General features: G+C 29.8%; 22 protein-coding genes. 16 read left to right on the top strand and 6 right to left on the bottom strand.

What is annotated here, in order from left to right; all coding sequences use genetic code 11:
* Window positions 1-153 precede the first annotated feature (153 nt).
* The 3 genes from ES044_RS08855 to ES044_RS08865 all read left to right on the top strand — a co-directional run bounded on the left by ES044_RS08855 (window position 154) and on the right by ES044_RS08865 (window position 1,822).
* Window positions 154-750, top strand: a complete 597-nt coding sequence (locus ES044_RS08855) for a WbqC family protein (protein WP_147119063.1) — start codon at window positions 154-156, stop codon at window positions 748-750.
* 42 nt (window positions 751-792) lie between these two features.
* The gene (locus ES044_RS08860; protein ID WP_147119064.1) at window positions 793-1,368 is read left to right on the top strand and encodes a Crp/Fnr family transcriptional regulator; all 576 of its coding nucleotides are present in this window, start codon (window positions 793-795) and stop codon (window positions 1,366-1,368) included.
* Window positions 1,369-1,516: 148 nt separating this feature from the next.
* On the top strand, window positions 1,517-1,822 hold the full coding sequence (locus tag ES044_RS08865) for a DUF6122 family protein (protein ID WP_147119065.1): 306 nt from the start codon (window positions 1,517-1,519) through the stop codon (window positions 1,820-1,822).
* Here ES044_RS08865 and ES044_RS08870 read toward each other — a convergent pair.
* From ES044_RS08870 to ES044_RS08890, 5 genes are all read right to left on the bottom strand, one after another.
* The gene (locus ES044_RS08870) at window positions 1,813-3,300 is read right to left on the bottom strand and encodes a lipopolysaccharide biosynthesis protein (protein ID WP_147119066.1); all 1,488 of its coding nucleotides are present in this window, start codon (window positions 3,298-3,300) and stop codon (window positions 1,813-1,815) included. The genes ES044_RS08865 and ES044_RS08870 overlap by 10 nt on opposite strands.
* Before the next feature lies 1 nt (window position 3,301).
* Entirely contained in the window at window positions 3,302-4,567 is a 1,266-nt protein-coding gene (locus ES044_RS08875) for a glycosyltransferase family 4 protein (protein WP_147119067.1), read from the bottom strand.
* The gene (locus tag ES044_RS08880) at window positions 4,564-5,754 is read right to left on the bottom strand and encodes a glycosyltransferase family 4 protein (protein ID WP_147119068.1); all 1,191 of its coding nucleotides are present in this window, start codon (window positions 5,752-5,754) and stop codon (window positions 4,564-4,566) included. The genes ES044_RS08875 and ES044_RS08880 overlap by 4 nt, the downstream gene beginning before the upstream one ends.
* Window positions 5,751-8,198 carry a YfhO family protein gene (locus ES044_RS08885; protein WP_147119069.1) on the bottom strand — a complete coding sequence of 816 codons (2,448 nt, stop codon included), beginning with the start codon at window positions 8,196-8,198 and terminating at the stop codon, window positions 5,751-5,753. Before ES044_RS08885 ends, ES044_RS08880 begins: the two co-directional genes overlap by 4 nt.
* Window positions 8,199-8,263: 65 nt before the next feature.
* Window positions 8,264-8,521 carry a DUF4834 family protein gene (locus ES044_RS08890; protein ID WP_189663254.1) on the bottom strand — a complete coding sequence of 86 codons (258 nt, stop codon included), beginning with the start codon at window positions 8,519-8,521 and terminating at the stop codon, window positions 8,264-8,266.
* 171 nt (window positions 8,522-8,692) lie between these two features.
* On the opposite strand from ES044_RS08890, the gene ES044_RS08895 reads away from it, so the two are divergent.
* From ES044_RS08895 to ES044_RS08955, 13 genes are all read left to right on the top strand, one after another.
* Window positions 8,693-9,697: a transporter gene (locus ES044_RS08895; RefSeq protein WP_147119071.1), complete on the top strand. Its 1,005-nt coding sequence runs from the start codon at window positions 8,693-8,695 to the stop codon at window positions 9,695-9,697.
* A gap of 15 nt (window positions 9,698-9,712) precedes the next feature.
* On the top strand, window positions 9,713-10,834 hold the full coding sequence (locus ES044_RS08900) for a GTP cyclohydrolase (RefSeq protein WP_147119072.1): 1,122 nt from the start codon (window positions 9,713-9,715) through the stop codon (window positions 10,832-10,834).
* A gap of 208 nt (window positions 10,835-11,042) precedes the next feature.
* A complete protein-coding gene (locus ES044_RS08905; RefSeq protein WP_147119073.1) occupies window positions 11,043-11,750 on the top strand; it encodes a 16S rRNA (uracil(1498)-N(3))-methyltransferase in 708 nt (235 codons plus the stop codon).
* Between the two features lie 43 nt (window positions 11,751-11,793).
* Entirely contained in the window at window positions 11,794-12,930 is a 1,137-nt protein-coding gene (locus ES044_RS08910) for a helix-turn-helix domain-containing protein (protein ID WP_147119074.1), read from the top strand.
* 109 nt (window positions 12,931-13,039) lie between these two features.
* The gene (locus ES044_RS08915) at window positions 13,040-13,375 is read left to right on the top strand and encodes a hypothetical protein (RefSeq protein WP_147119075.1); all 336 of its coding nucleotides are present in this window, start codon (window positions 13,040-13,042) and stop codon (window positions 13,373-13,375) included.
* A 189-nt stretch (window positions 13,376-13,564) separates the two neighbouring features.
* The gene (locus tag ES044_RS08920) at window positions 13,565-13,984 is read left to right on the top strand and encodes a hypothetical protein (protein WP_147119076.1); all 420 of its coding nucleotides are present in this window, start codon (window positions 13,565-13,567) and stop codon (window positions 13,982-13,984) included.
* A gap of 41 nt (window positions 13,985-14,025) precedes the next feature.
* Window positions 14,026-14,547 (top strand): hypothetical protein, encoded by a 522-nt coding sequence (locus tag ES044_RS08925; RefSeq protein ID WP_147119077.1) that lies wholly within the window; start codon window positions 14,026-14,028, stop codon window positions 14,545-14,547.
* A gap of 76 nt (window positions 14,548-14,623) precedes the next feature.
* Window positions 14,624-14,887, top strand: a complete 264-nt coding sequence (locus ES044_RS08930; RefSeq protein WP_147119078.1) for a hypothetical protein — start codon at window positions 14,624-14,626, stop codon at window positions 14,885-14,887.
* Window positions 14,888-14,893: 6 nt separating this feature from the next.
* The gene (locus tag ES044_RS08935; protein WP_147119079.1) at window positions 14,894-17,491 is read left to right on the top strand and encodes a hypothetical protein; all 2,598 of its coding nucleotides are present in this window, start codon (window positions 14,894-14,896) and stop codon (window positions 17,489-17,491) included.
* A 131-nt stretch (window positions 17,492-17,622) separates the two neighbouring features.
* Window positions 17,623-17,955, top strand: coding sequence for a hypothetical protein (locus tag ES044_RS08940; RefSeq protein WP_147119080.1), 333 nt, complete (start codon window positions 17,623-17,625; stop codon window positions 17,953-17,955).
* Window positions 17,956-18,034: 79 nt separating this feature from the next.
* Complete coding sequence (locus tag ES044_RS08945; RefSeq protein ID WP_147119081.1) at window positions 18,035-18,676, top strand: DUF4159 domain-containing protein; 642 nt, start codon at window positions 18,035-18,037, stop codon at window positions 18,674-18,676.
* Window positions 18,677-18,761: 85 nt separating this feature from the next.
* Window positions 18,762-19,691, top strand: a complete 930-nt coding sequence (locus ES044_RS08950) for a bile acid:sodium symporter family protein (RefSeq protein WP_147119082.1) — start codon at window positions 18,762-18,764, stop codon at window positions 19,689-19,691.
* The gene (locus ES044_RS08955) at window positions 19,681-20,733 is read left to right on the top strand and encodes a 1-acyl-sn-glycerol-3-phosphate acyltransferase (RefSeq protein ID WP_189663255.1); all 1,053 of its coding nucleotides are present in this window, start codon (window positions 19,681-19,683) and stop codon (window positions 20,731-20,733) included. The genes ES044_RS08950 and ES044_RS08955 overlap by 11 nt, the downstream gene beginning before the upstream one ends.
* Before the next feature lie 203 nt (window positions 20,734-20,936).
* Here the strand turns inward: ES044_RS08955 and ES044_RS08960 are convergent, their stop codons facing one another.
* Window positions 20,937-21,242, bottom strand: coding sequence for a carbohydrate-binding module family 20 domain-containing protein (locus tag ES044_RS08960; RefSeq protein ID WP_147187033.1), 306 nt, complete (start codon window positions 21,240-21,242; stop codon window positions 20,937-20,939).
* Between the last annotated feature and the right edge of the window lie 37 nt (window positions 21,243-21,279).

Genomic DNA, 21,279 nt, shown 5'->3' on the forward strand with positions numbered 1-21,279 from the left:
AGTGGTTAGTGGTTAGTGATTAGTGATTAGTGATTAGTGATTAGTGATTAGTGATTAGCAAAATTCTTAAAATTAGATTGAAATAATTAAAAGTAAGTTTTATTTAATTAAAATTTTACTCTGAACTGCAACTGAATACGGTAAATTAAAATTATGTCCTTATTTATACCAACCTACTTCGCTCCTATTTCTCAATATTCAGAAATTATAAAAGCAGCTACCGTAACTTTTGAAATGGAAGATAATTTTCAGAAACAGAGTTATAGAAATCGTTGCTATATTTATAATTCTAGCGGAAAACAATTGCTGAGTATTCCTGTAAAACATCAATTGAAAGACGCCCGAAAAAAAACCAAAGACACTTTGGTTGAAAACAACTTTCGTTGGCAAGACCAACATTTTAAATCTTTACAGATTGCCTACCGCACATCGCCTTTTTTTGACTTACTAGAGGCTGATATTGCCCCTATTTTTGAAAAAAAATATAAATATCTTCAAGATATAAATATCGATACTTTTTTATTTATTACGGATGCTTTGCAATTGAATTCTGATTTTTCTGCCACTGAAAATTATAAAGTCGAAACGACTAAAAATGATTATAGATTTTTATCCGACAGAAAACACAAACCCACAAAACCTATAGAAAACTACATACAAATGTTTGATGACAAACATGGTTTTATCCCTAACCTTTCTATTTTAGACTTACTTTTTATGGAGGGTCCAAATACTATTAGTTATTTATAAGAATTTTTATTATTTTAGCGTAACATCTAAAACCCCTCGCTCATGAAAAACTTAAACAAGTTTATTAATAATTTTCATGTTTTACCTGCAGATTCTTACAAAAATTTTTATAAACTTACCGAACTAAAGAAATTCTCTAACAAAGAAATATTAGCAAAATACGGAGAAACACCCAAAGACCTTTTTATTCTTAAAAGTGGTATTGTTAGATCTTATTACACCGATGAAAAAGGCAAAGAATACATAAGAAGTTTATTTACACCCTTTAGCGCTACCGGTGCATTAGGCGCTTTAATTCTAGACAAAACTTCTGATCTTTCTTATGATTGTTTAACAGATTGCGAGTTGTATGCAATTAACTTTAAAGACTTAAAACTACTTGCTTTAAAAGACAAGGATATTGCCTATATGTACGCAAGTGCTCTAGAAAGTGTGTTCTTATTATTAGAATCAAGAATTTACGACCTCACTGTTTTAAATGCAACTATGAGATATGATCAATTAAAAAAAGTAATTCCCGATATAGAAAATTTAATTCCTCAATATCATATTGCCTCCTTTCTAAATATTTCTCCGGTTCAGTTAAGTAGAATACGTAAAGAACTGTATTCTAAATGATCTATTAACATAGGTAAAGAAGTTATCGTTGAATATCTTCTATATTTGAAAATAAGTAAAAAATCCCTCAACTTAATTATATATAATTGCTATGAAAAAGATTTATTTTTATAATAAGTCTTTTTTTTTATGATAAAGTTTCATTTTTATGATAAAGTTTTCAATTCACTACACGCTTCATTTTTTAGTTCCACTTTTAATTGCCTATTTCTTTTTTAAAGGGCGATGGAAAAGGGTGTACTTAATTTTCTTGCTTTCCATGTTGATTGATTTAGATCATTTACTGGCAAGTCCTATTTTTGCAGAAAATAGATGTAGCATTAATTTTCATCCTTTGCATTCTTATGTTGCAATTGCATTTTATTATATAGGGCTATTTTTTAGAAAGACAAGAATTATCTGCATGGCACTGCTATTTCATATTCTTACAGACTTGATCGATTGCTATTTATAAAATCGTTTCGTTAAGTTTGTTATTTCAGTTGAAACATTCAGTTTTATGATCAAAAAGACATATAAAATAGTAATTAAAATACTTTTTAAAAGGATGTTTATAATCGGATGCACAGGAAAATCAAACAGATAGATTTCGCTGATAGGAAAATCCCAAAAATTAAAAAGGACATACAGCACAGCAATTATTAAAATCATTAAAAATGATTTATCTGTAAAAGGCGTTATTGAAAATTTATTTTTTACAAAAATAATCTTCCCTGTATTTGCGAAAAAAATTACAATTAACGTTGCCAACGCCAAACCATCTGTACCCATATCTAACTCATAATAAAAAAGTTTATTTAAAAAGTAGACAGAAAAAGCCATTATTAAACTAAACGGTAAAGTAACTTTATAATATTTTGAATTGTTGATGATAGCGCCATTATTTCCTAAAAATCCGTTATACAATTTTAATAAAGAAACCATAAACACCACCAATGCACCTCCAGCATATTCTATTGGCAACAGACTAAATAACTGCCCTACATTGGCATTAATCAACACGAAAAACAAACCACTAATTAACAATAAATTAATAGAACTTTTCTTATATAAAGAAGCAACTTCCTTGTGATTTTCTTCATTTAAAGTTTTAGAGGTTAAGGGTTGTAAAATATTTAACATCGCTCTACTTGGTGCTTCGATAAAAGAACCAATGAAAACAGCTACCGAGTAATAAGCTGCTTTTTCTAGAGATTCTTTACCCGGAATCATAAATTTATCAATATCTAAAATGATAGCACCTGCGCTACCTGCCAGTATAATATAAAGAGAAAAACGAACTATTTCGTTAAAATTCTCTGGTCTTGAAAACGTAAATTTCGGAAAATATAGACTAAAAGCATAGAACATCATTACAAACATTCTTAAGAAATAAGCTCCTGTTAAGTAATAGATAAATTCAGCTTTTGTTATAAATTCTAAATAGACAGCAAAGAGCAAAATCATCACCACTACTCTGTTCCATAATTCTTTTAAAATATTACCAAAAACCGATTGAAATTGCACTTTTGCCCAGGCATAAAAAACTTCAAAATAAGCACACGTAAAGGCAATTAAATAAATTACAAACGTGTATTCTTTAATTACCGGATTTTCTACTGATAGAGAATTACTAATCTCTTCATAGAAAACATTACCTAAAAATCCCATCGGAATTGCAATCAGTAATGGCAAAAATAATACGGAGGATAAAAATTTATCTTTTTCTACTTTGGTAAAATAACTCGAGAAAAATTTTATAATCGTATGGTGAATTCCTAATGCTATTAAAGGCATTAATAGGTTTGATGAAGACAGCAGAAAGGTAACTAAACCATAGTATTCATCTTCTAAAAAACGAGTATATAAAAATAGCGTGTTAATACCGCCAAAGGCAAAACCTAAATATATAAATAATGTATTTTTAAAAGATTGTTTTAATACAATTCCCATATTACGAATGTAAACTTTTAATGAGTACCGCTAACTGTCTGGTTAACTGTTTTCTATGATATTGTGCTATGTTTTTCGAATCTACAGACAAAAACCCCGTTTTGTATCGATAATACAATTCTTCAATAGCTTCCTTTATTTTTTCTTCGTTTTTGTAAGCTACGACAAAACCCGTATTGGTTTGCTCTAAAATATCTTCTAGATCTATGTTTGCCGGACTAATAGCGAATATAGGGCGGTTTGCTGTTAAATATTCGAATAATTTGCCCGTTAAAATTCCTTGGGCGTTCTCAATATTCGGAATTAATAACAACAAAACTTGCGCTTTTTGCTGATATTCAATCGCTTTTTTATGAGAAACATACCCAATAAATTCGGTGTTCTCTGATAAATTATTGATTTCGATTTCATTTTTTACCTCATCAGAAATATCACCAATAAAATGCAACTTTAAATCGTTTTTAAAAGCAGTATTTTCTGCACATATTTTTTGCAATGCGCTAAAAAACAATGTAGGATTGCTCTGCTTTGGCAGCAAACCAATGTAAGAAATATTGAATTTTTCATCTAACGCTGATGGGGTAGAAACTAGAACCTCACTGTCATAACCATTGGTAATAACTTCTACCCTTTTTGCTTGTTTTACAAATTCTTCTTTTAAAGAATTACTAACTGTTAAAACACAATCTGCATTTTCTAAAATAATCTTTTCTAACTTTTTATTTTTATTGATGGCAAATTTAGACTGTTTAAAATCTTTGTTATAGTATAAGTTAGACCAAGGATCTCTAAAATCTGCCAGCCATTTTATGTTTGTTTTTTGATGTAGTTGGTTTGCAATTAAATGCATGCTGTGCGGCGGACCTGTAGAAATAATCGCATCAACTTTATGTTCTTTCAAATACTTTTCAAGAAAACTAACAGAGGGTTTTACCCAAAACACTTTCGGATCTGGAATAAAAAAATTACCTCGAATAAAAGATAAAAGTCCACTGTTTGTGCTATTCGAAATATCTTTTTTTTGTTGATTTTTTTGTTTCCAAAACATCAAATCTGTTGGTTCCCAAATAGGCTGTTTTAAAATCAGTACTCCTTTGGGTATTTCATCAATTAGACTAGCATCTTCTTTTGGATACTTTGCATGATCTACGGTATAGACAATAGGTTCGATGCCAAAATTTTGTAAATACTTTACAAACTTTAGCCAGCGCTGAACGCCAGAACCCCCAGCAGGCGGCCAATAATATGTAATAATGAGTACTTTCAATTTTGTAAATTATCGTATAAATATAATAGTTTTTTAGAGGTTTGTTCCCAAGAAAATTCATTTCTAACAAACTTCTTTCCGTTTTCTCCTAACTCATTTCTTAAAGAGGCATCGTTGTATAATTTTAAAACCTGATTTATAAAATCATCCACATTTTTTTCTTGATGCACCAACCCTGAATTTGTTCTTTCTATCAATCTTTTTTGAGCAATGGCATCACTTACTAGCAAAGGTTTACCTAAACTCATATATTGAAAAATCTTGTTTGCATACGCAACATCATGTTGTAAATTTCTATGCAAAGGAGAAATACAGATAGCACTAGAAAGAATATAAGACTGAAAAAGAGTAACGTTTTGCCATCCTTCAAAATCAACGAAATCTGTAATATTTAAATATTTAACTTGCTGCTTTAAAATAGTATCTGTTGTATTCTTCCCCACAATCACTAATTTTAAATTAGGGATTTTAAGTTTCAATGTATCGACGGCACTAATCGCTGTTTGCAAACCTCTTCTTATATGTGTGTCACCTAGATATAAAATAACAAATTTATTTTTATATTTTTCAGTGATTGTTGCATCCACTTTATAAGCCTCATAAAACGACTTTCTAATGGTATTGGGCACCAAAACAAACTTCTCTTTTTCTATTGGTAATCTAATTTGTAGCGTTTCTATAAACTCTGGTGAAACTGAAATTACTTTATCGGCCTTTAAAATAAACTCCTCTTCTTTTTGTTTCCATTTTTTTGGTGATATGACATATTTTCCTGGAAATTTTTGCAAATGAGGATATAACTTCATCACCTCTGGCATATTATCATGTAAATCTAAAACAACCGGTACCTTGTATTTTTTATTAGCATTAAAAACAGCCTCTGCAATTCTAATATCATGAATATGCAAAGCTTCGATGTTTGTTTCTTTTATAAATTGATGAATTTTTTTCTGCATCAAAAAAGTATACAAAGGAATTGTATAGGCTAAAGCAGATAGTTTATATTCTAATTGATTAGAAGTATATCTTTTAACTTGAATTCCGTTTATAATTTCAGATGTCTTTTCATTGGCATATTTTAAACAAAAAAGAAAAACTTCATGACCTGCTTTTACCAAAGAAACAGCTTCATTTTCTACTCTGGGGTCAGGCGGAAAGACAGCATCTAGAATCATTCCTATTCTCATGCTCGTTTTTTCTTCTTCTTTTTATCATAAAATAACCAACCAATTGTAATTAACAGGAGTAAACCATAAGATGTTAAAGAAATAAAACCTCCTTTTTGTATCACTTCAGGCTCAAATTTAAACTCAATTGTATGCTCGCCCGCAGGAACTTTCATTCCGCGTAAAACGTAATTTACTCTAAAATGTGGGGTTAATTCACCGTCTACATAAGCATTCCAACCATCTTTATAATAAATTTCAGAAAAAACAGCAAACTGTTCTTTTGTTGCTTTTGATTGATATGTTAACTCAGTAACATCATATTTTAATAATTTAATGGTAGCCATTGAATCTTTTAAAATATTAAATGTTGTTTTATTTTGGACGCCACTAATATCAATTACAGCTGTAGTTTTAGTTGGTAAAGAATCTAAACTTTGCATTTCTTCATTTGCAGAATTCACCACTTTTACAGTCTCTACAAACCAAGCATTTCCGTTTGCATCGGTATTTTGTTGCGCTTGAGGTTCGCCATTTTTATCAGGAATCAAAAAATATTTAGTGTTTAACATGTTTAAAACCTCCATGTTATTTTTTGCAATCTGATGATCGAACAACTCTTGATAACGCCCCATTTTTGCCGCATGATACCCACCAATAGATTGATGAAAATAAGAAGTGGAACCATCTTGCATCGGATCGCCAGCAAAATTAGCTACTCTAAAATGCGTTTTGTCTTTTAAAATTAACTTATCTGCACTTGAAGCCGTAAATGGTTTTTCTACTTTTTTGGCTGCTTTAAAATCTGATTCGTTTACATACTTTTTATTCACAGAAATTAAATCAAACAACATAAATACAGCTAGCCCAATAATGGTAAACTGTTTATTTAATTTATTTTTTAAGAAAAACCATAAAATTCCGCCAGAAACAAGCACTAAAGCTAAAGAGCGCAACGTGTCTATTAATAACATCGATTTTCTATCAGCAATAATGGCATCTAAAACGCCAGTCATAGAATATTCTTTTTCAATATTTAAATAGGTTGCATCTCTAATACCCTCAAAAGTTGAAAAACTATGGGCTAATAAAAAACCAGCAACAATCAATCCTCCAAAAATTAGAACCGCTTTTTTCAAAGATTCAGTTTTTTCTTTGGATGTGATGTTTGATGAGAAAAAGGCTTTTAATCCTAGAATTCCTAAAATAGGCACACATAATTCTGCAATAACTTGTATCGAAGAAACGGCTCTAAACTTGTTATATAACGGCACATAATCGATAAAAAAATAGGTTAGTCCTTCAAAATTTCTACCCCAACTTAATAAGATTGAAAACACAGTAGCAGCAACCAACCATTGTTTTAAGCGTCCTTTTACAAGAAACATCCCTAGAAAAAACAAAAAGAAAACAACAGCACCAATATATGCAGGCGCTTCAACAATGGTTTGATCTCCCCAATAGGTAAGAGCCTGTTCTGTAAAATAATCTGCTCCTTTTTTACCTAATTTAGTTTCAATTACTTCATATAAATTGGAGTTTTTACCCAATTCCTCCACAGTTCCGCCGCCCATAAAACCCGGAATAAATAAATTAAAGGTCTCTAATTTTGCGTAACTAAATTGTGTTATATAAGCTTTATCTAAACCTTTTGTGACCTCTTTTTTAGTTCCGTTGGGGTTGATTGTCAATTCAGATTTTCCTCTTGTACTAAAATCTGCATATTCTTTCATTGCCATTAATCTAGAAGCATTTGCGCCAAAACCTAAAATAACGGCTGCTAAAATAACAGCGGCTTGCTTTATAAAAACAGGTAAAATATTTTCTTTAATGGCATTTATAAGCTCTACAATTCCTAAAATTAACAAACAAAAACCTAAATAATACGTCATTTGTATGTGGTTTGTGTAAATTTCTAACGCCATTGCCAAACCTGTAACAATAAACCCCAGCACATATTTTTTCTGAAAAACCCACAAAACCCCCGCTAAAACCAAAGGCATATAAGCAATTGCGTGTGCTTTAGAATTATGACCTGGCACAAATATGATAATTAAATAGGTGGAAAAGCCAAAGGAAAGTGCCCCTAAAATTGCCAACCTCCATTTTACTTTGAGTGCCATCATCAACACAAAAAAGCTTAAAAAATAAAGAAAAGTATAATCTGCGGGTCTTGGTAAAAACCGAAGTGTTCTGTCTAAAGTTCTTACAAAATCATACGGATAATACGCGCTTATTTGGTAGGCTGGCATGCCGCTAAAAGACGCTCCTGTCCAATAAGGTTCTGTATTTTTATCGGCTCTAAAGTCGTTAATTTCCTTCACCATTCCTCTAAACTGCGTAATATCTGATTGCGCTATTTTTTGCCCTTTTAAAACCGGATAAAAATAGGCTAAAGAAGCAAATACAAAAATTGCGACTGCGATACTATAAGGTAATATTTTTTTTAATTTCAAATACTTCATGTATACGTTAAGATTGTCTTTTATGGTTGATAAAAACAGCATCTAACAATGCTTATTTAATACTTTTAGTCTATTTCTTCAAAATCTACATAATCGCCCACTGAATTTTTAGTCTGCGCTGTATTTTTTGGCGCTTTATCAATAATAGTTTCTCCTTCTTTTACAGTGCTTTTTGGCTGTTGACCTCTAAACTGCTCTTCAGCCTTCTTCTTCATTGTATCTGCTACTTTTTTTACCAAAAAAGGAGCTAATAATTTTACCAAAATTTTAAAAATGTAATAAAATAAAAAAAAAAAAAATAAAGTCTTTAATAAACCCACCATAATGCATTCGTGTTAAAAATCAACCAAAAATAACAATTTGCTAACAATTGTAGCGTTAACAAACTATAAAACTTTAACAAAGGTAAAAAAGTATGCAATGTTTTTACAAACAGCATTTTTGTGCTATGTTTGTTCGGTAGATAAATTTAATTTAAAAATCTTTTTTTGGTGATGAAAAACCTGCTATTAAAAATATTTATTTTCTTATTTCTTCTTAATTTTTCATCTATTTACAGTCAATATACAGAAGTTATAAACTCTAACAAACCTGGTTTTTCAGAGAGCCCTTATAGTGTTGGAACGGGTGTGTATCAATTTGAAAATAACTTTTTTTTTAGCAATAGCTCTATAGAACCTACTTTTTCTAGACCACAATCTTTTGGATTTGACATGTTATTTAGAACTGGATTTTTATCAGAAAAATTAGAATTAAATGCACAAATAAGTTACCAGAGAGATCAAATAGCGTTTAAAAATATTTTTACCTCTAGTTATTTTACAACAGGCTTGGGTACTGCAACCATAGGGGCCAAATATTTATTGTATCAGCAAACATATGAGGATAAAAGTAAAGAGGTAAGAAGCTGGAAAAGAAGACAGGCTTTTGACAACAAAAGATTGATACCTTCTATAGCAATTTATGTGGGTATTAATACCGACCTTGTAAACGATCCATACAAAACAGGCAGTGTTACCCCTAAACTAGGCCTTTTATTTCAACAAAATTTAAGCAATGATTTTAATTTAATTTCCAATTTTTTCTATGATAAAATTGGAACAGAGTTTTTTGAATATTCTTATATCATTACCGGAACCTATAATTTTAATAATCGCTGGTCTACTTTTTTTGAAAACCAAACAGTGTTTCAGAAATATCAAAACAACACAAATATAGGCACAGGTTTAGCCTTTTTATTTAGCAAAGATTTACAAATTAACGCTTCTGCAAGGTATCTTATAGAAGGACCATCTACGGGTGTTTATTCAAGTTTCGGACTTTCTTATAGAATTGACCATCATAAAGATTCTTATATAGAGCTCGATGAAAACGGACGAAAATTAAAAAACACACCAATTTCTAGATACGAGAAAAATAAAAAAGGTTTTTTTGGCAGGCTTTTTAGTGTTTTCAAGAAGAAAGAAGGCCGAAAAAAAGCAAAAAGAAAAAGGAATTAATCTGAAAATATTTCTATGATTACTTTAAAAAAAGTTACCTCTAAAAAAGAAATGAAAGCATTTGTTGTCTTTCCTTTTTCATTATATAAAAATAATCCTTATTGGGTTCCGCCCATTATTAAAGATGAAATTGCCAATTTCGATCCTAAAAAAAACCCTGTTTTTGACAATGCAGATGCACAGTTTTTTTTAGCCTACAAAGGCGATAAAATTGTAGGCCGAGTTATTGCGATTATCAATTGGTATGAAGTGAACAAACAACACCTCAAAAAAATGCGTTTTGGTTGGTTTGATGTTATTGATGATATCGAAGTTTCAAAAGTATTGCTAGAGAAAGTCAACGAAATTGGGCGTGCCAATAGCTTAGACTATATAGAGGGACCTGTTGGTTTTAATAATTTAGATAAAACAGGCGTTTTAGTGCATGGATTTAATCATATAGGCACCATGATTACTTGGTACAATCATCCTTATTATAAAGAACATTTAGAACAATTAGGCTTTGTAAAAGAAAAAGAATATTTAGAGAATAAATTTAAATTTAATAAAGTTGATGGCGTTTATTTTGATAGAATAAGTACTATAATTAAACGTAGATATTCTTTAACAGCGTTAGATTTCACCAAAACTAAAGACATTTTGCCGTATGTAGATGAAATGTTTGCAGTTTTTAGTGCTGCCTATTCTAAACTCTCTACTTTTGTGCCAATTTCTGATGCTCAAATTGCTTTTTTTAAAAAGAAATACATCAGCTTCATCAACCCAGAATATATAAAATTTGTGGTTGACAAAGATCATAAACTAGTTGCATTTGCCATTGTAATGCCATCGTTTTCAGAAGCTTTACAAAAATCGAAGGGCAAGTTATTTCCTTTTGGTATTTTTCACTTATTAAGAGCTAGAAAACATTCAAAAGATGTAACGTTTTATTTAATTGGTGTGCACCCAGACTATCAAAACAAAGGAGTGCATGCTATTATTTTTGATCAATATACCAAAACATTTGCACCTCTAGGCATCGAAAATTGTATTCGAACTCCAGAACTAGAAAATAATGAAGCTATTAAAAAATTATGGAAAGATTTTGACCCCGTAACTCATAAAAGAAGAAGAACGTATAGAAAGAGTATTCTGTAAGCTGGCTGTGGGCTGTGGGCTGTGGGCTGTGGGCTGTGGGCTGTGGGCTGTGGGCTGTGGGCTGTGGGCTGTGGGCTGTGGGCTGTGGGCTGTGGGCTGTGGGCAAAATAAAAAAATAAAAATGAGTTTGCTCTAAAAACAGTTAGTATTTTTCATCTTTTAAAATAAGAACTTGAGTACTATAAATTAAAACTTTAATCTTTTAAAAATGCAACTATTTTATAACCCTGATATTGACACAAAAACTTCTTCAATTACTTTTGATAAAGTAGAAAGCAGACATATTGTTCGTGTTTTAAGAAAAAAAGAACGTGATACTTTACACATTACAAACGGCAAAGGGTTTTTGTTTGATGCAAAGATTATTGTTGCTAGTGATAAAAAGTGTGTTGCAGACATTATAAAAGTGCAAGAAAAACCGAAACCCTGGCTGTATTATTTGCACGTTGCTATTGCGCCTACAAAAAATAACGACAGAATAGAATGGTTCTTAGAAAAAGCCACAGAAATTGGTATCGATGAAATTACACCAATAATCTGTAGTAATTCTGAACGAAGATTTGTAAAATTAGAACGGTTTGAAAAAATAATTCAATCGGCAATGAAACAGTCTTTAAAGTTTACCTTACCTAAAATCAATGAACCTGTAAAATTTAATGAGTTTATCAACCAAAATTTTGAAGGCAAAATGTGTATTGCTCACTGCGAAGACGGCCATAAAAACCTGCTACAATCTGTGATAAAACCAGCAGAAAAAACAACTATTTTAATTGGTCCAGAAGGAGATTTTTCTTCGGATGAAATTGCAAAAGCGTTCGATAAAAAATTTATTCCTATTTCTTTAGGCGAAAGTAGGTTGCGAACTGAAACTGCTGGTTTGGTTGCTGTGAATATAGTTTCTTTTGTAAATGAATAGATAACTTAGCAGAGACAGCTTACTAAAATTAAAAATAGAAATTTTGACAATAACAGAAATCTTTAATCTCTTTTTATTGGCAAGTACAATTCACGGTTTTCTGTTTTGCACTGTTATTTTATTTTCGAAAAATAGAAGAGAAAAAAGTATGCTCTTCATAAATCTATTGGTTTTAGTTATTTCTTTGAATAATTTACAATCTTGGTTTATTGCTAAAAACTTTTTTGCTGCCTATTTTTATTTAGATTATATTCATATTCCCTGGCATTTCTGGATTGCTCCATTTTTTTACATGTTCTTAATCCACTATTTAAACATTGAAAAACAGCGTAAAAACCTTATAAAATTAGTTGTTCCCGTTTTTCTAATTATTATAAGTATTAGAATTGGTTTCGTTTATTTTTATAGTTCTAAAAACACAGCTGACATTGCTTATCTTTTTGAAAAATATACATCCATCGAAGAAATTATTAGTTTAATTTTTTCATTGAGCATCTTTTTTTATACCTATCATATTTTATCAAAAAAAGAAAAATTGTTTGCAAATATTCTTTCTTTTGATAATTTACGTTGGATCTATACATTCTTTAAGATTGGTGGAGTTGCTTATCTTTTTTGGATTATTGCTTTGGCAGTCACTGTCGCACTAGATTTTAAAGGTTTTATTTACTCTTATTATCCGTTAAGAATTTTAACCACAATTCTTATTTATTGGATTGGGTATCAAGCCATCATTCAACTTCGATTATTAAAAGAACGTAAAAATTTAAGAAATCAATTGCAATTTGTTCCTTCAGGTTTTGCATCCGCAGAAAACACGAATGAGGAGTTAGATGAAGTTAAAAAATTGCAATTCAAAAAGATAGATGCGTTTGTTACATCACACAAAAAGTTTACAGAAACAAAAATAAATTTAGAGTCATTATCTAACGATTTAGATATGAGTTCTGGCAGATTAACACTGTTGATAAAACTCTATGCAAAGAAATCTTTTAACGAATATATTAATGAATATAGAGTTGAATTGGCCAAAGAATTACTTTCTGATGCTTCTTATAAAAACTATACCATTACTTCTATTGGTTTAGAATCTGGTTTTAATTCTAAATCTTCCTTTTATTTAAACTTCAAAAAAGTGGAAGGAATTACGCCTGCAGCTTACCAAGAGCAACAATCTTAAAATAATACGTCCTAAAATTTACAAATGAGTCCTATATTCTCTGTTTATGAGGAATATAGGACTCTTGTTTTTAAATTGATTTCTAATTTAGTTGGAAATTAAAATTCACATGAAAACTAACATCTACTTTTTATCGATCTTAATTTTATTTCAAAGTTGTTACTCTTATAAAATTTTCGATTTAAAAAATTATAAAACCATACAACCTGATAAAGTAAAAATTGAATTAGAAAATTCTAAAAAGTATAAAGGAGAAATTATTGCATTTAATAACAATCGAATTTTATTAAAAAGTTTCGAGAAAAATATAGAAATCCCTGTTTCTGATATTAAAACTATTAAAGAAAGAAAAGTCTCTGTTTTAAAAATTATGGGTTTATCATTTAGTATTGCATTAACTTCATTAATAATACTTTTAGCCGTTTTATTAAATGGATTTAGATAATAGTTCTTAAAAACATAGTTTTATATTATTTAAAAGGAAAAAAACTAAAAGAAAATTAAATATATAAAATACTTAAAATTAATACAATAAAAATAAATTAGTCCTAAAATATTTATAACAAAGAATTTAGGACTCTTAAAATTTAATTGTTATCTAATTTTATAATCTACGAACCCCAAAACTATAATTATGAAAAACTTAATCATAAAATTTACACTTTTATTAATTGTATTTCTCGGAATTACAATTAAAACTTATTCTCAAAATTTTAGCAATCAAAGTTTAAAAAAACTTGAATCTTTTGAAATTAATATTAATAAATTAGATAATCCGAAAGTATATAACGATTTTAATTTAATATTAAAATTAGAGAAAAAAAGACGTAATAATAAAACATTAGGTATAGTTTTAACTTCGTTTTCTATAGTGTCTACAACTTTAGGAATTTTTGTATTTTCTCAAGGGAAAGGAACTATTACCAACTCAATTGGAGGTGCATTTTTAGGAGCTGGAATTGTTTCAGGTTGTATTTCTATTCCTTTATTTAATTCATCTAAAAATAAAAGAAAACAGAGAGACCTTTTAATTAGAAAGTATCAAATAAACTAAAAAAATCTATAACAAAATTTAACCTTAAATTATTTATAAATATGAAAACAACATTTTTAAAAACAGCACTATTAATTTTTATAACAACTATGTTTAGTTGCGAAGACAACACCAACACAAACGACTCCACAGGGAAAGATTCTTTTTCTTGTTACGTAAATGGAAAACTTTATATACCTTCTGCTGGAACTGGTATTGGTGGTGGAGATATTAGACCTTTTAATTGGTCTTTTGATGAAGGATCTAATAGTTATATAAATATTCAAGGGGGAGGTGAGTACACAGTATTTATTAACATAATAAATCCAAAAAAAGGGATTAATAATTTAAAAGAAGAATTAAAGCATTCACTTGATTATGGTCACACAGGTATGATTGTATTAAATGAGATAATTTATTACAATACGAAAGATAACCAAAATAATGGCACCATAACCTTTACAGAATTGACAAACACTAAAGCTATTGGAACTTTTGAATGCACTTTATACAATGATAATGGAGATGAACTAAAAGTAACCAATGGAAAATTTAACTTATCACTAGATAGCAGAACGAATTAAAAAAAAGCAGTAGCTGTAACTACTGCTCTTACAATTAAATATCAACAGAAATAATTAACATTTAAAACACAAAATTATGAAAAAAATTATGAAAACGCTGAACTTGTTTCAGTGCCTTATTGCACTTCTATTTTTGCTACCATTTTCGATGATAGCACAACAGTTAGAAAACATAACAACTTACAAACAAGAAAGTACTATTGAACTAGCACCTTTATTACAGGCAGATGCAACACTATTTAAAAACTCAATTTTGTATGATAGAGTTATGCCTTTGGCTAATTTAAGAGAAACAAGTGCAGTAATGGAAACCAACACCACACATTTTAAACGTGCTTAGCAAGAATTGTATGATGCCAGAGCAACACCTACCAACAAACATATTGCACTAAAAGATTTCAATAAATTGGTAACGCATTATCAAAACCAAGGTACTATCCCAGTTGGGTTTCTACATTTAGATTTTACGCAGTTTACCAACACTGCATTAACAGATTTAGAAGAAGATAGAACCACTATTAATCTATTAGCAACTAGAAACAGAGCAACCACAGCATCGCCTTATGAAAATAAGCACTTGTTTTTAGCAAGCCCGATAACAGAAAGTAGTATTAAAACACCAGAAAACACCCCTGTAAATTTCCAGTTTGGTACATTAGGTGTACAACAAGCCACTACCAACATTACTACTTTACAAGTAATGTACAATAATGTTACCAAAACCATTATACAAAATGGCACCTTAACACAACCTAATTTTAGTTTTAGTTTTACAAGTTCTGGTTTAAAAATTCTTCAATTTAAAGCTATCTTAAACAATAATCAACAATTAATTAGCAATGCTACTATTAATATAACTATCCAAAATGTGTTGGCTAAAAGCAATGCTATAAAAGATATTTTCGCAACACAAGCTTTTAGAGGCTATGATGAACCCACAGATTGTAATGGCAATTGTTTTGGAAAAGGAGAATACCAAGTATTTTTAGGAGATGGTAATACCCAATTAACAAAACCTTTAATTATTTTAGATGGTTTTGACCCAGGTGATGAACGTAAAATTAGAGAAGGAGAGGGTTCAATTGTTCAATTAATTGACAATGATTTCAAAGAAAAAAATATGAAGAAATTTTCAGATGAAGGTTTTGATGTTGTTATTCTAAATTTTCCTAAATATGAAATAGCAGATGAAAGTTTTACTTTTTGGCATCCTTTAGCTAATCAAAAAATAACAGTTGTTAATAAAATTTATAGAGATGGTGGTGCAGATTATGTAGAACGTAATGCTAATGTCTTAAAAGCATTAATAAATAAGTTAAATGGAGAACTTGCTACAAATGGTAGTACAGAAAAACTAAAAATTATTGGCCCAAGTATGGGAGGTTTAATAAGTAGAGTTGCCTTAACCCAAATGGAGCAAGCCAACCAAAACCACAATACAGATATTTGGGTAAGTTTTGATAGCCCTCATTTAGGAGCAAATATACCAATTGGCTTGCAGTATTTTTTCAATTTTATGGAGTTAGACCAAATAGAAATGTTAAAAAGCCCAGCAGCAAGACAAATGTTAATCACACAAGTAGTAGAGCCAACTTATATTACAAGAAATACCTTTAAGAATTTATTAAACACTTTGGGATTCCCACAACAAACAAGAAATTTAGCATTAATTAATGGAAGTACAAGTGGTTCTATACAAGGTACACCCAAAGGAGTTGAGTTAGACCTTAATGTAAAAGTAGTTGGTACATTATTTGGTAGTTTGGGTAGATATAAAATAAAAACATTTGCCACTCACAATGGTGGTAGGCATAAAATATTTGAACGTTACAAAAGAATCACCTTCTTTAAAAACACAAAATCTGCATATTTGATAGACAATTCTGGTAGAGGAAGTTTAGATAATGCACCAGGTGGTACTTTTGATATGAAAAATACTTTTGAAGAAGCTCTAGGCACAAAACTACCTTTAACCAACAGCAATCTTGGTGTCGCTGTTAATGCAGCCCTAGATGTGAGAGACGGTGTTTCAAGGTGGCTTGTTGATGCTTTTGTACAATTCCTTTTATTCAGATTTAATAGTTCTATATATTTGAATTTACATCAAGGACTACCTTCTTTTATACCGACAAAAAGTGCATTAGCATTTACTGGTACTAATAAGCTATGGAGAGAAAGATTAGATAACAGAAATTTAGTTTGTACAGGTGAAATACCTTTTGATAGTTACTATGCACCAAATAATAATGAGGAGCATATAACATTAAACTCAAATAATATTCCTTGGGTATTAAAGGAGTTAAATGGAAATCCTCAACAACCTAATGTAAACTTATTTAAAAATGATAATATTAATGGCGATTTAGCTGTTTGTGATAATAAAACAAATACTTATACTTTAAACATCCCTAATACTTGTAGTGGTTTTAATGTAACTTGGAGTTCATCTAATAATATAGATATTTTATATTCAACTAATAATAGTGTAACTGTAAAACCCATAAATGGCACTAGTGATATTATTGGTCACATAAGTGCATACGTAGTAGAAAAAAATATTACACTAGACAAAGTAGTTTGGGTAGGTGTACCTGATCCTAATTTTTTAAGTATTAATGTTGGTAATAGTTATAATTTTTATGCAAACCAATGGACAAAATTGAGAGTAATACACCCTGCACCACCAATGGAATTGATGGGAAATACTTTAAATTATGGTTTAACTTACGAATGGTCTGTGCCAAACAGTCAGGTTCGTAATTTTTCTGATACAAGTAGTATAGATGTAAATCCTTACAGCACAGGGCAATTAAATGTTGGTGTAAAAATGTATAATCAATGTGGTTGTACAGATTTTAAATATCAAATGTTTAATGTAACTAGTCAATCTTCTGGAGGAGGTGGTGGTGGTCACACTATAATCGTTAAACCAAGAGGTAATTAAAACATTTGGAAAAGAAGTATTTTAAAGCGTCATTAATTTTAATGGCGCTTCTTTATTATCATTTTTTTGTGTTTATATAATTATTTTTAGATAATTAATTCCTTAAATATAAAAAATCAATAATAAAATCTATGAAAAACACCATCTATTTTTTATCGATTTTAATTTTATTTCAAAGTTGTTATTCTTATAAAACCTTTAAGATAGAAAACCATGGATATACAGCTTCTAATTCTATAAAAATTCAATTAAAAAATTCTAAAAAGTATAAAGGGGATGTTATAGAATATAAAGACGACAAACTAACTTTAGAAACTTGGAATGAATTTGTTATAATTCCATTTTCTGAAATTAAAAAAATTAAAGAAAGGAAAAAATCTAATTTAAAAACACAATTATTAATAAGAGGTTTAGGAACTGTCATAATTTTAGCTCTTTTCTATTTATTATTAACACGAATCTAAAAGATTATTATTTTAAAATCTTCTTTTTAAAAAACGAAATTTGAATTTACTATCTTGCTTCAAATTCTGTTAATTAGTTATGAAGCAATTTATAATACTATTTATTGTAAACTTTTTTTTTCAAACAAACGCACAAGATGTTGCCATTTTAAAATATAATGGTGGTGGAGATTGGTATGCAAACCCAACTGCAATTCCTAATTTGGTGGCATTTACAAATCAAAATATTAAAACGAATATTTCTGAAAATCCACAAAGTGTTGCTGTAAATAGTGAAGATCTTTTTAATTACCCTATGTTATTTATGACAGGTCATGGAAATGTTTATTTTTCTGATGAAGAAGCAATCAATTTAAAAAACTATTTAATTTCTGGCGGATTTTTACATATTTCAGACAATTACGGTTTAGATAAATTTATACGAAGAGAACTGAAAAAAGTTTTCCCATCTTTAGAATTTCAAGAAATACCAAGCAATCATCCTATTTATAATCAAACGTTTAAATTCGCAGAAGGCATTCCTAAAATTCATGAACACGATAAAAAATCTGCACAGGGTTTTGGCTTATTCTATGAAGGAAGATTGGTGATTTTTTACGATTATGAAACAGATTTAAGTGATGGTTGGGAAGATCAAATCATACACAACAATCCGAAGGAAGTTCGTGAAAAAGCCTTAAAAATGGGGTCTAATATTATTGAGTATGCTTTTACAAATTAGCAGTTAGCAGTTAGCAGTTAGCAGTTAGCAGTTAGCAAAAATAAAAACTCCGATACTCTTACTAAAAAGCTTTAAAACTTTGAAAATGCAAAACCAAATAGACATAGATGCCATAAAAATAAACTTTGATGAAAGCGGTTTATGGGTTTTAAACATTGCGATTGCTATTATCATGTTTGGAGTTGCTTTAGCAATTACAGTAGATGATTTTAAACACCTTTTTAAAAACCCAAAAATAGTTTTTGTTGGTGTTTTATCACAGTTCATTTTATTACCTGCTGTTACATTTTTAGCAATTATTCTTATAGAACCTCACCCAAGTTTTGCTTTAGGTATGATGCTGATTGCAGCCTGTCCTGGCGGAAATGTTTCTAACTTTTTCAGTAAAATGGCTGGCGGAAACGCTGCACTTTCGGTAAGTTTAACTGCTTTTGCAACCTTAATTTGTATTTTTATGACACCTTTTAACTTGCAATTTTGGGGAAGCATGTACCAACCTACCCATGAAATTTTAAAAACTGTAGAACTCAATTGGCTCGATTTATTAAAACTCGTTTCTTTAATTTTAGGAATTCCGTTAATAGCTGGCATGCTTATAAAACATTACCATTCAGAAATGGCAGGTAAAATTGAAAAAGTTTTAAAGCCACTTTCTATGCTAGTTTTTATCGCTCTTATATTTATTGCCTTCTCTCAAAATCTAAAGGTGTTTCTAAATCATATTCATCATGTAGTTTTATTAGTTATTTTTCATAATATAATTGCCTTTATACTCGGTTTTTACACTGCAAAAATTTTCGGATTAAGTCATCAAGATTGCAAAACCATCTCTATGGAAACAGGAATTCAGAATGGCGGTTTAGGGTTGTTATTGATTTTTGGTTTTTTTGAGGGTCTTGGAGGTATGGCTTTATTGGCTGCTTTTTGGGGTATTTGGGATGTGTTTTCAGGAATGGCATTGGCTACCTTTTGGGGCAGAAATAAAAATAAATTAGAGATCGAAAATGTTGATTAAAAAAATTTGGTATGCGAGTGTAAAACTTTTTTTAAAAATTAGTTTACAGTTTTATGCAAAAAAAATAAAAGTTTTTGGCACTGAAAACATTCCTAAAAAAGGAGCTGTTTTATTTGCCATCAATCACCCAAATGCCCTTATGGACCCTTTGTTTGTGACGTCTAATAGTACTAGAGAAAGTCATTTTTTAGTAAGGGCAGATGTTTTTAAGAAACCATTTATTAAAAAAGTATTAGCTTCTTTAAATTTAATGCCCATCTATAGAATTAGAGATGGCAGAAAAGAACTTTCTAACAATGAAGACGTTTTTACAAAATGTTTTGATATTCTTAAAAAAAAAGAAACTTTAATGATTTTTCCGCAGGGAGGTCATTGCAGAGCCCGAACAATTCAGCCTTTAAGCAAAGGATTTACAAGAATTGTATTTGGCGCTCTAGAAAAAAATCCAGCTTTAGACATTGCAGTAATTCCCGTGGGCATTACCTATCAGAATTCTTCTAGCTACCCAGCTAAAGTAAGTATTCATTTTGGTACAGTCATTTATTCGAGAGCAATTTTTAGTCAGAACGAAAAGCCAAAAGCAATCAATATTTTAAAAACTACAGTGAGTAATCAACTAAAAAAACTAACAGTTCATATTCCTGCAGATGAAAATTACAATGCTATACTATCTAAATTAAATAACGCTAATGTAGATTTTACCCAAGTAGATTTGGTTAACAAAATGATTGCCGAAAACAAGTTCCCTAAAACTGTAAAAAAGCAAATAAATTATGTGCAACCTTTGTTTTACATCTTGCTTTTAAATAGTGTTTTTTCGTTTTTACTATGGAAAAAATTGTCTAAAAATATTGGTGAGATTGAATTTATCGACACGATGAAATATGCCGTAAACGCTATTAGTTTTCCAGTCTTTTATAGCTTACAAGCGCTTCTGATTCATTTTTTATTCGGATGGAACATCGCGATAAGCTACTGGCTTCTTTCCTTTGTTTTGGTTTTGGTGTACACTAAATTTTCTGTTACCAATACGGAAAACTAGATGATAACTAGATGACTTATACATAAAGGTATAAAATGTCGCAATTTTCATCAACGAGCCTTTATCAAGTAATTAAATTTATCCAATTTTATAGTTTCTTACTATTTATCAACATAATTTTCGATCTCAAACTCAAAATTTTATTGTTTTTCAGTACTTATTATAATCGTACCATACGCTCCTTTTAGCTCTGCTTCGGTATCTCAATTTACTCCTGTAATTTTAAATTGAGCAGGGCTTTTTATCTTTAATGTTAATGCGCGCTCAAAAGTAGAAACTTTTTTCATTTTAACTTTATCAGGACGCCAATTTCCTAAATTAGTTTGACTGCCTGTTGTGTAAATTGTATCTTTTTTGCTTAATGTTTTTACTTTTAACGTAACCTCGTAGGCCTCAATACTTACCTCTTTTTCTTGCAAATAAAATATTTCTTTAAAATAAAATTCAAACGCTTTATTGAGACTTGGCGAAAAAGTATTCCAATGATTATTTTCTAGAAATTCGCTCATTTGAAATTTGACCTACGTATTCTTTAAAGTTTTATTA

This window comes from Polaribacter sp. IC066 (genome assembly GCF_007997085.1).
GTDB lineage: Bacteria > Bacteroidota > Bacteroidia > Flavobacteriales > Flavobacteriaceae > Polaribacter.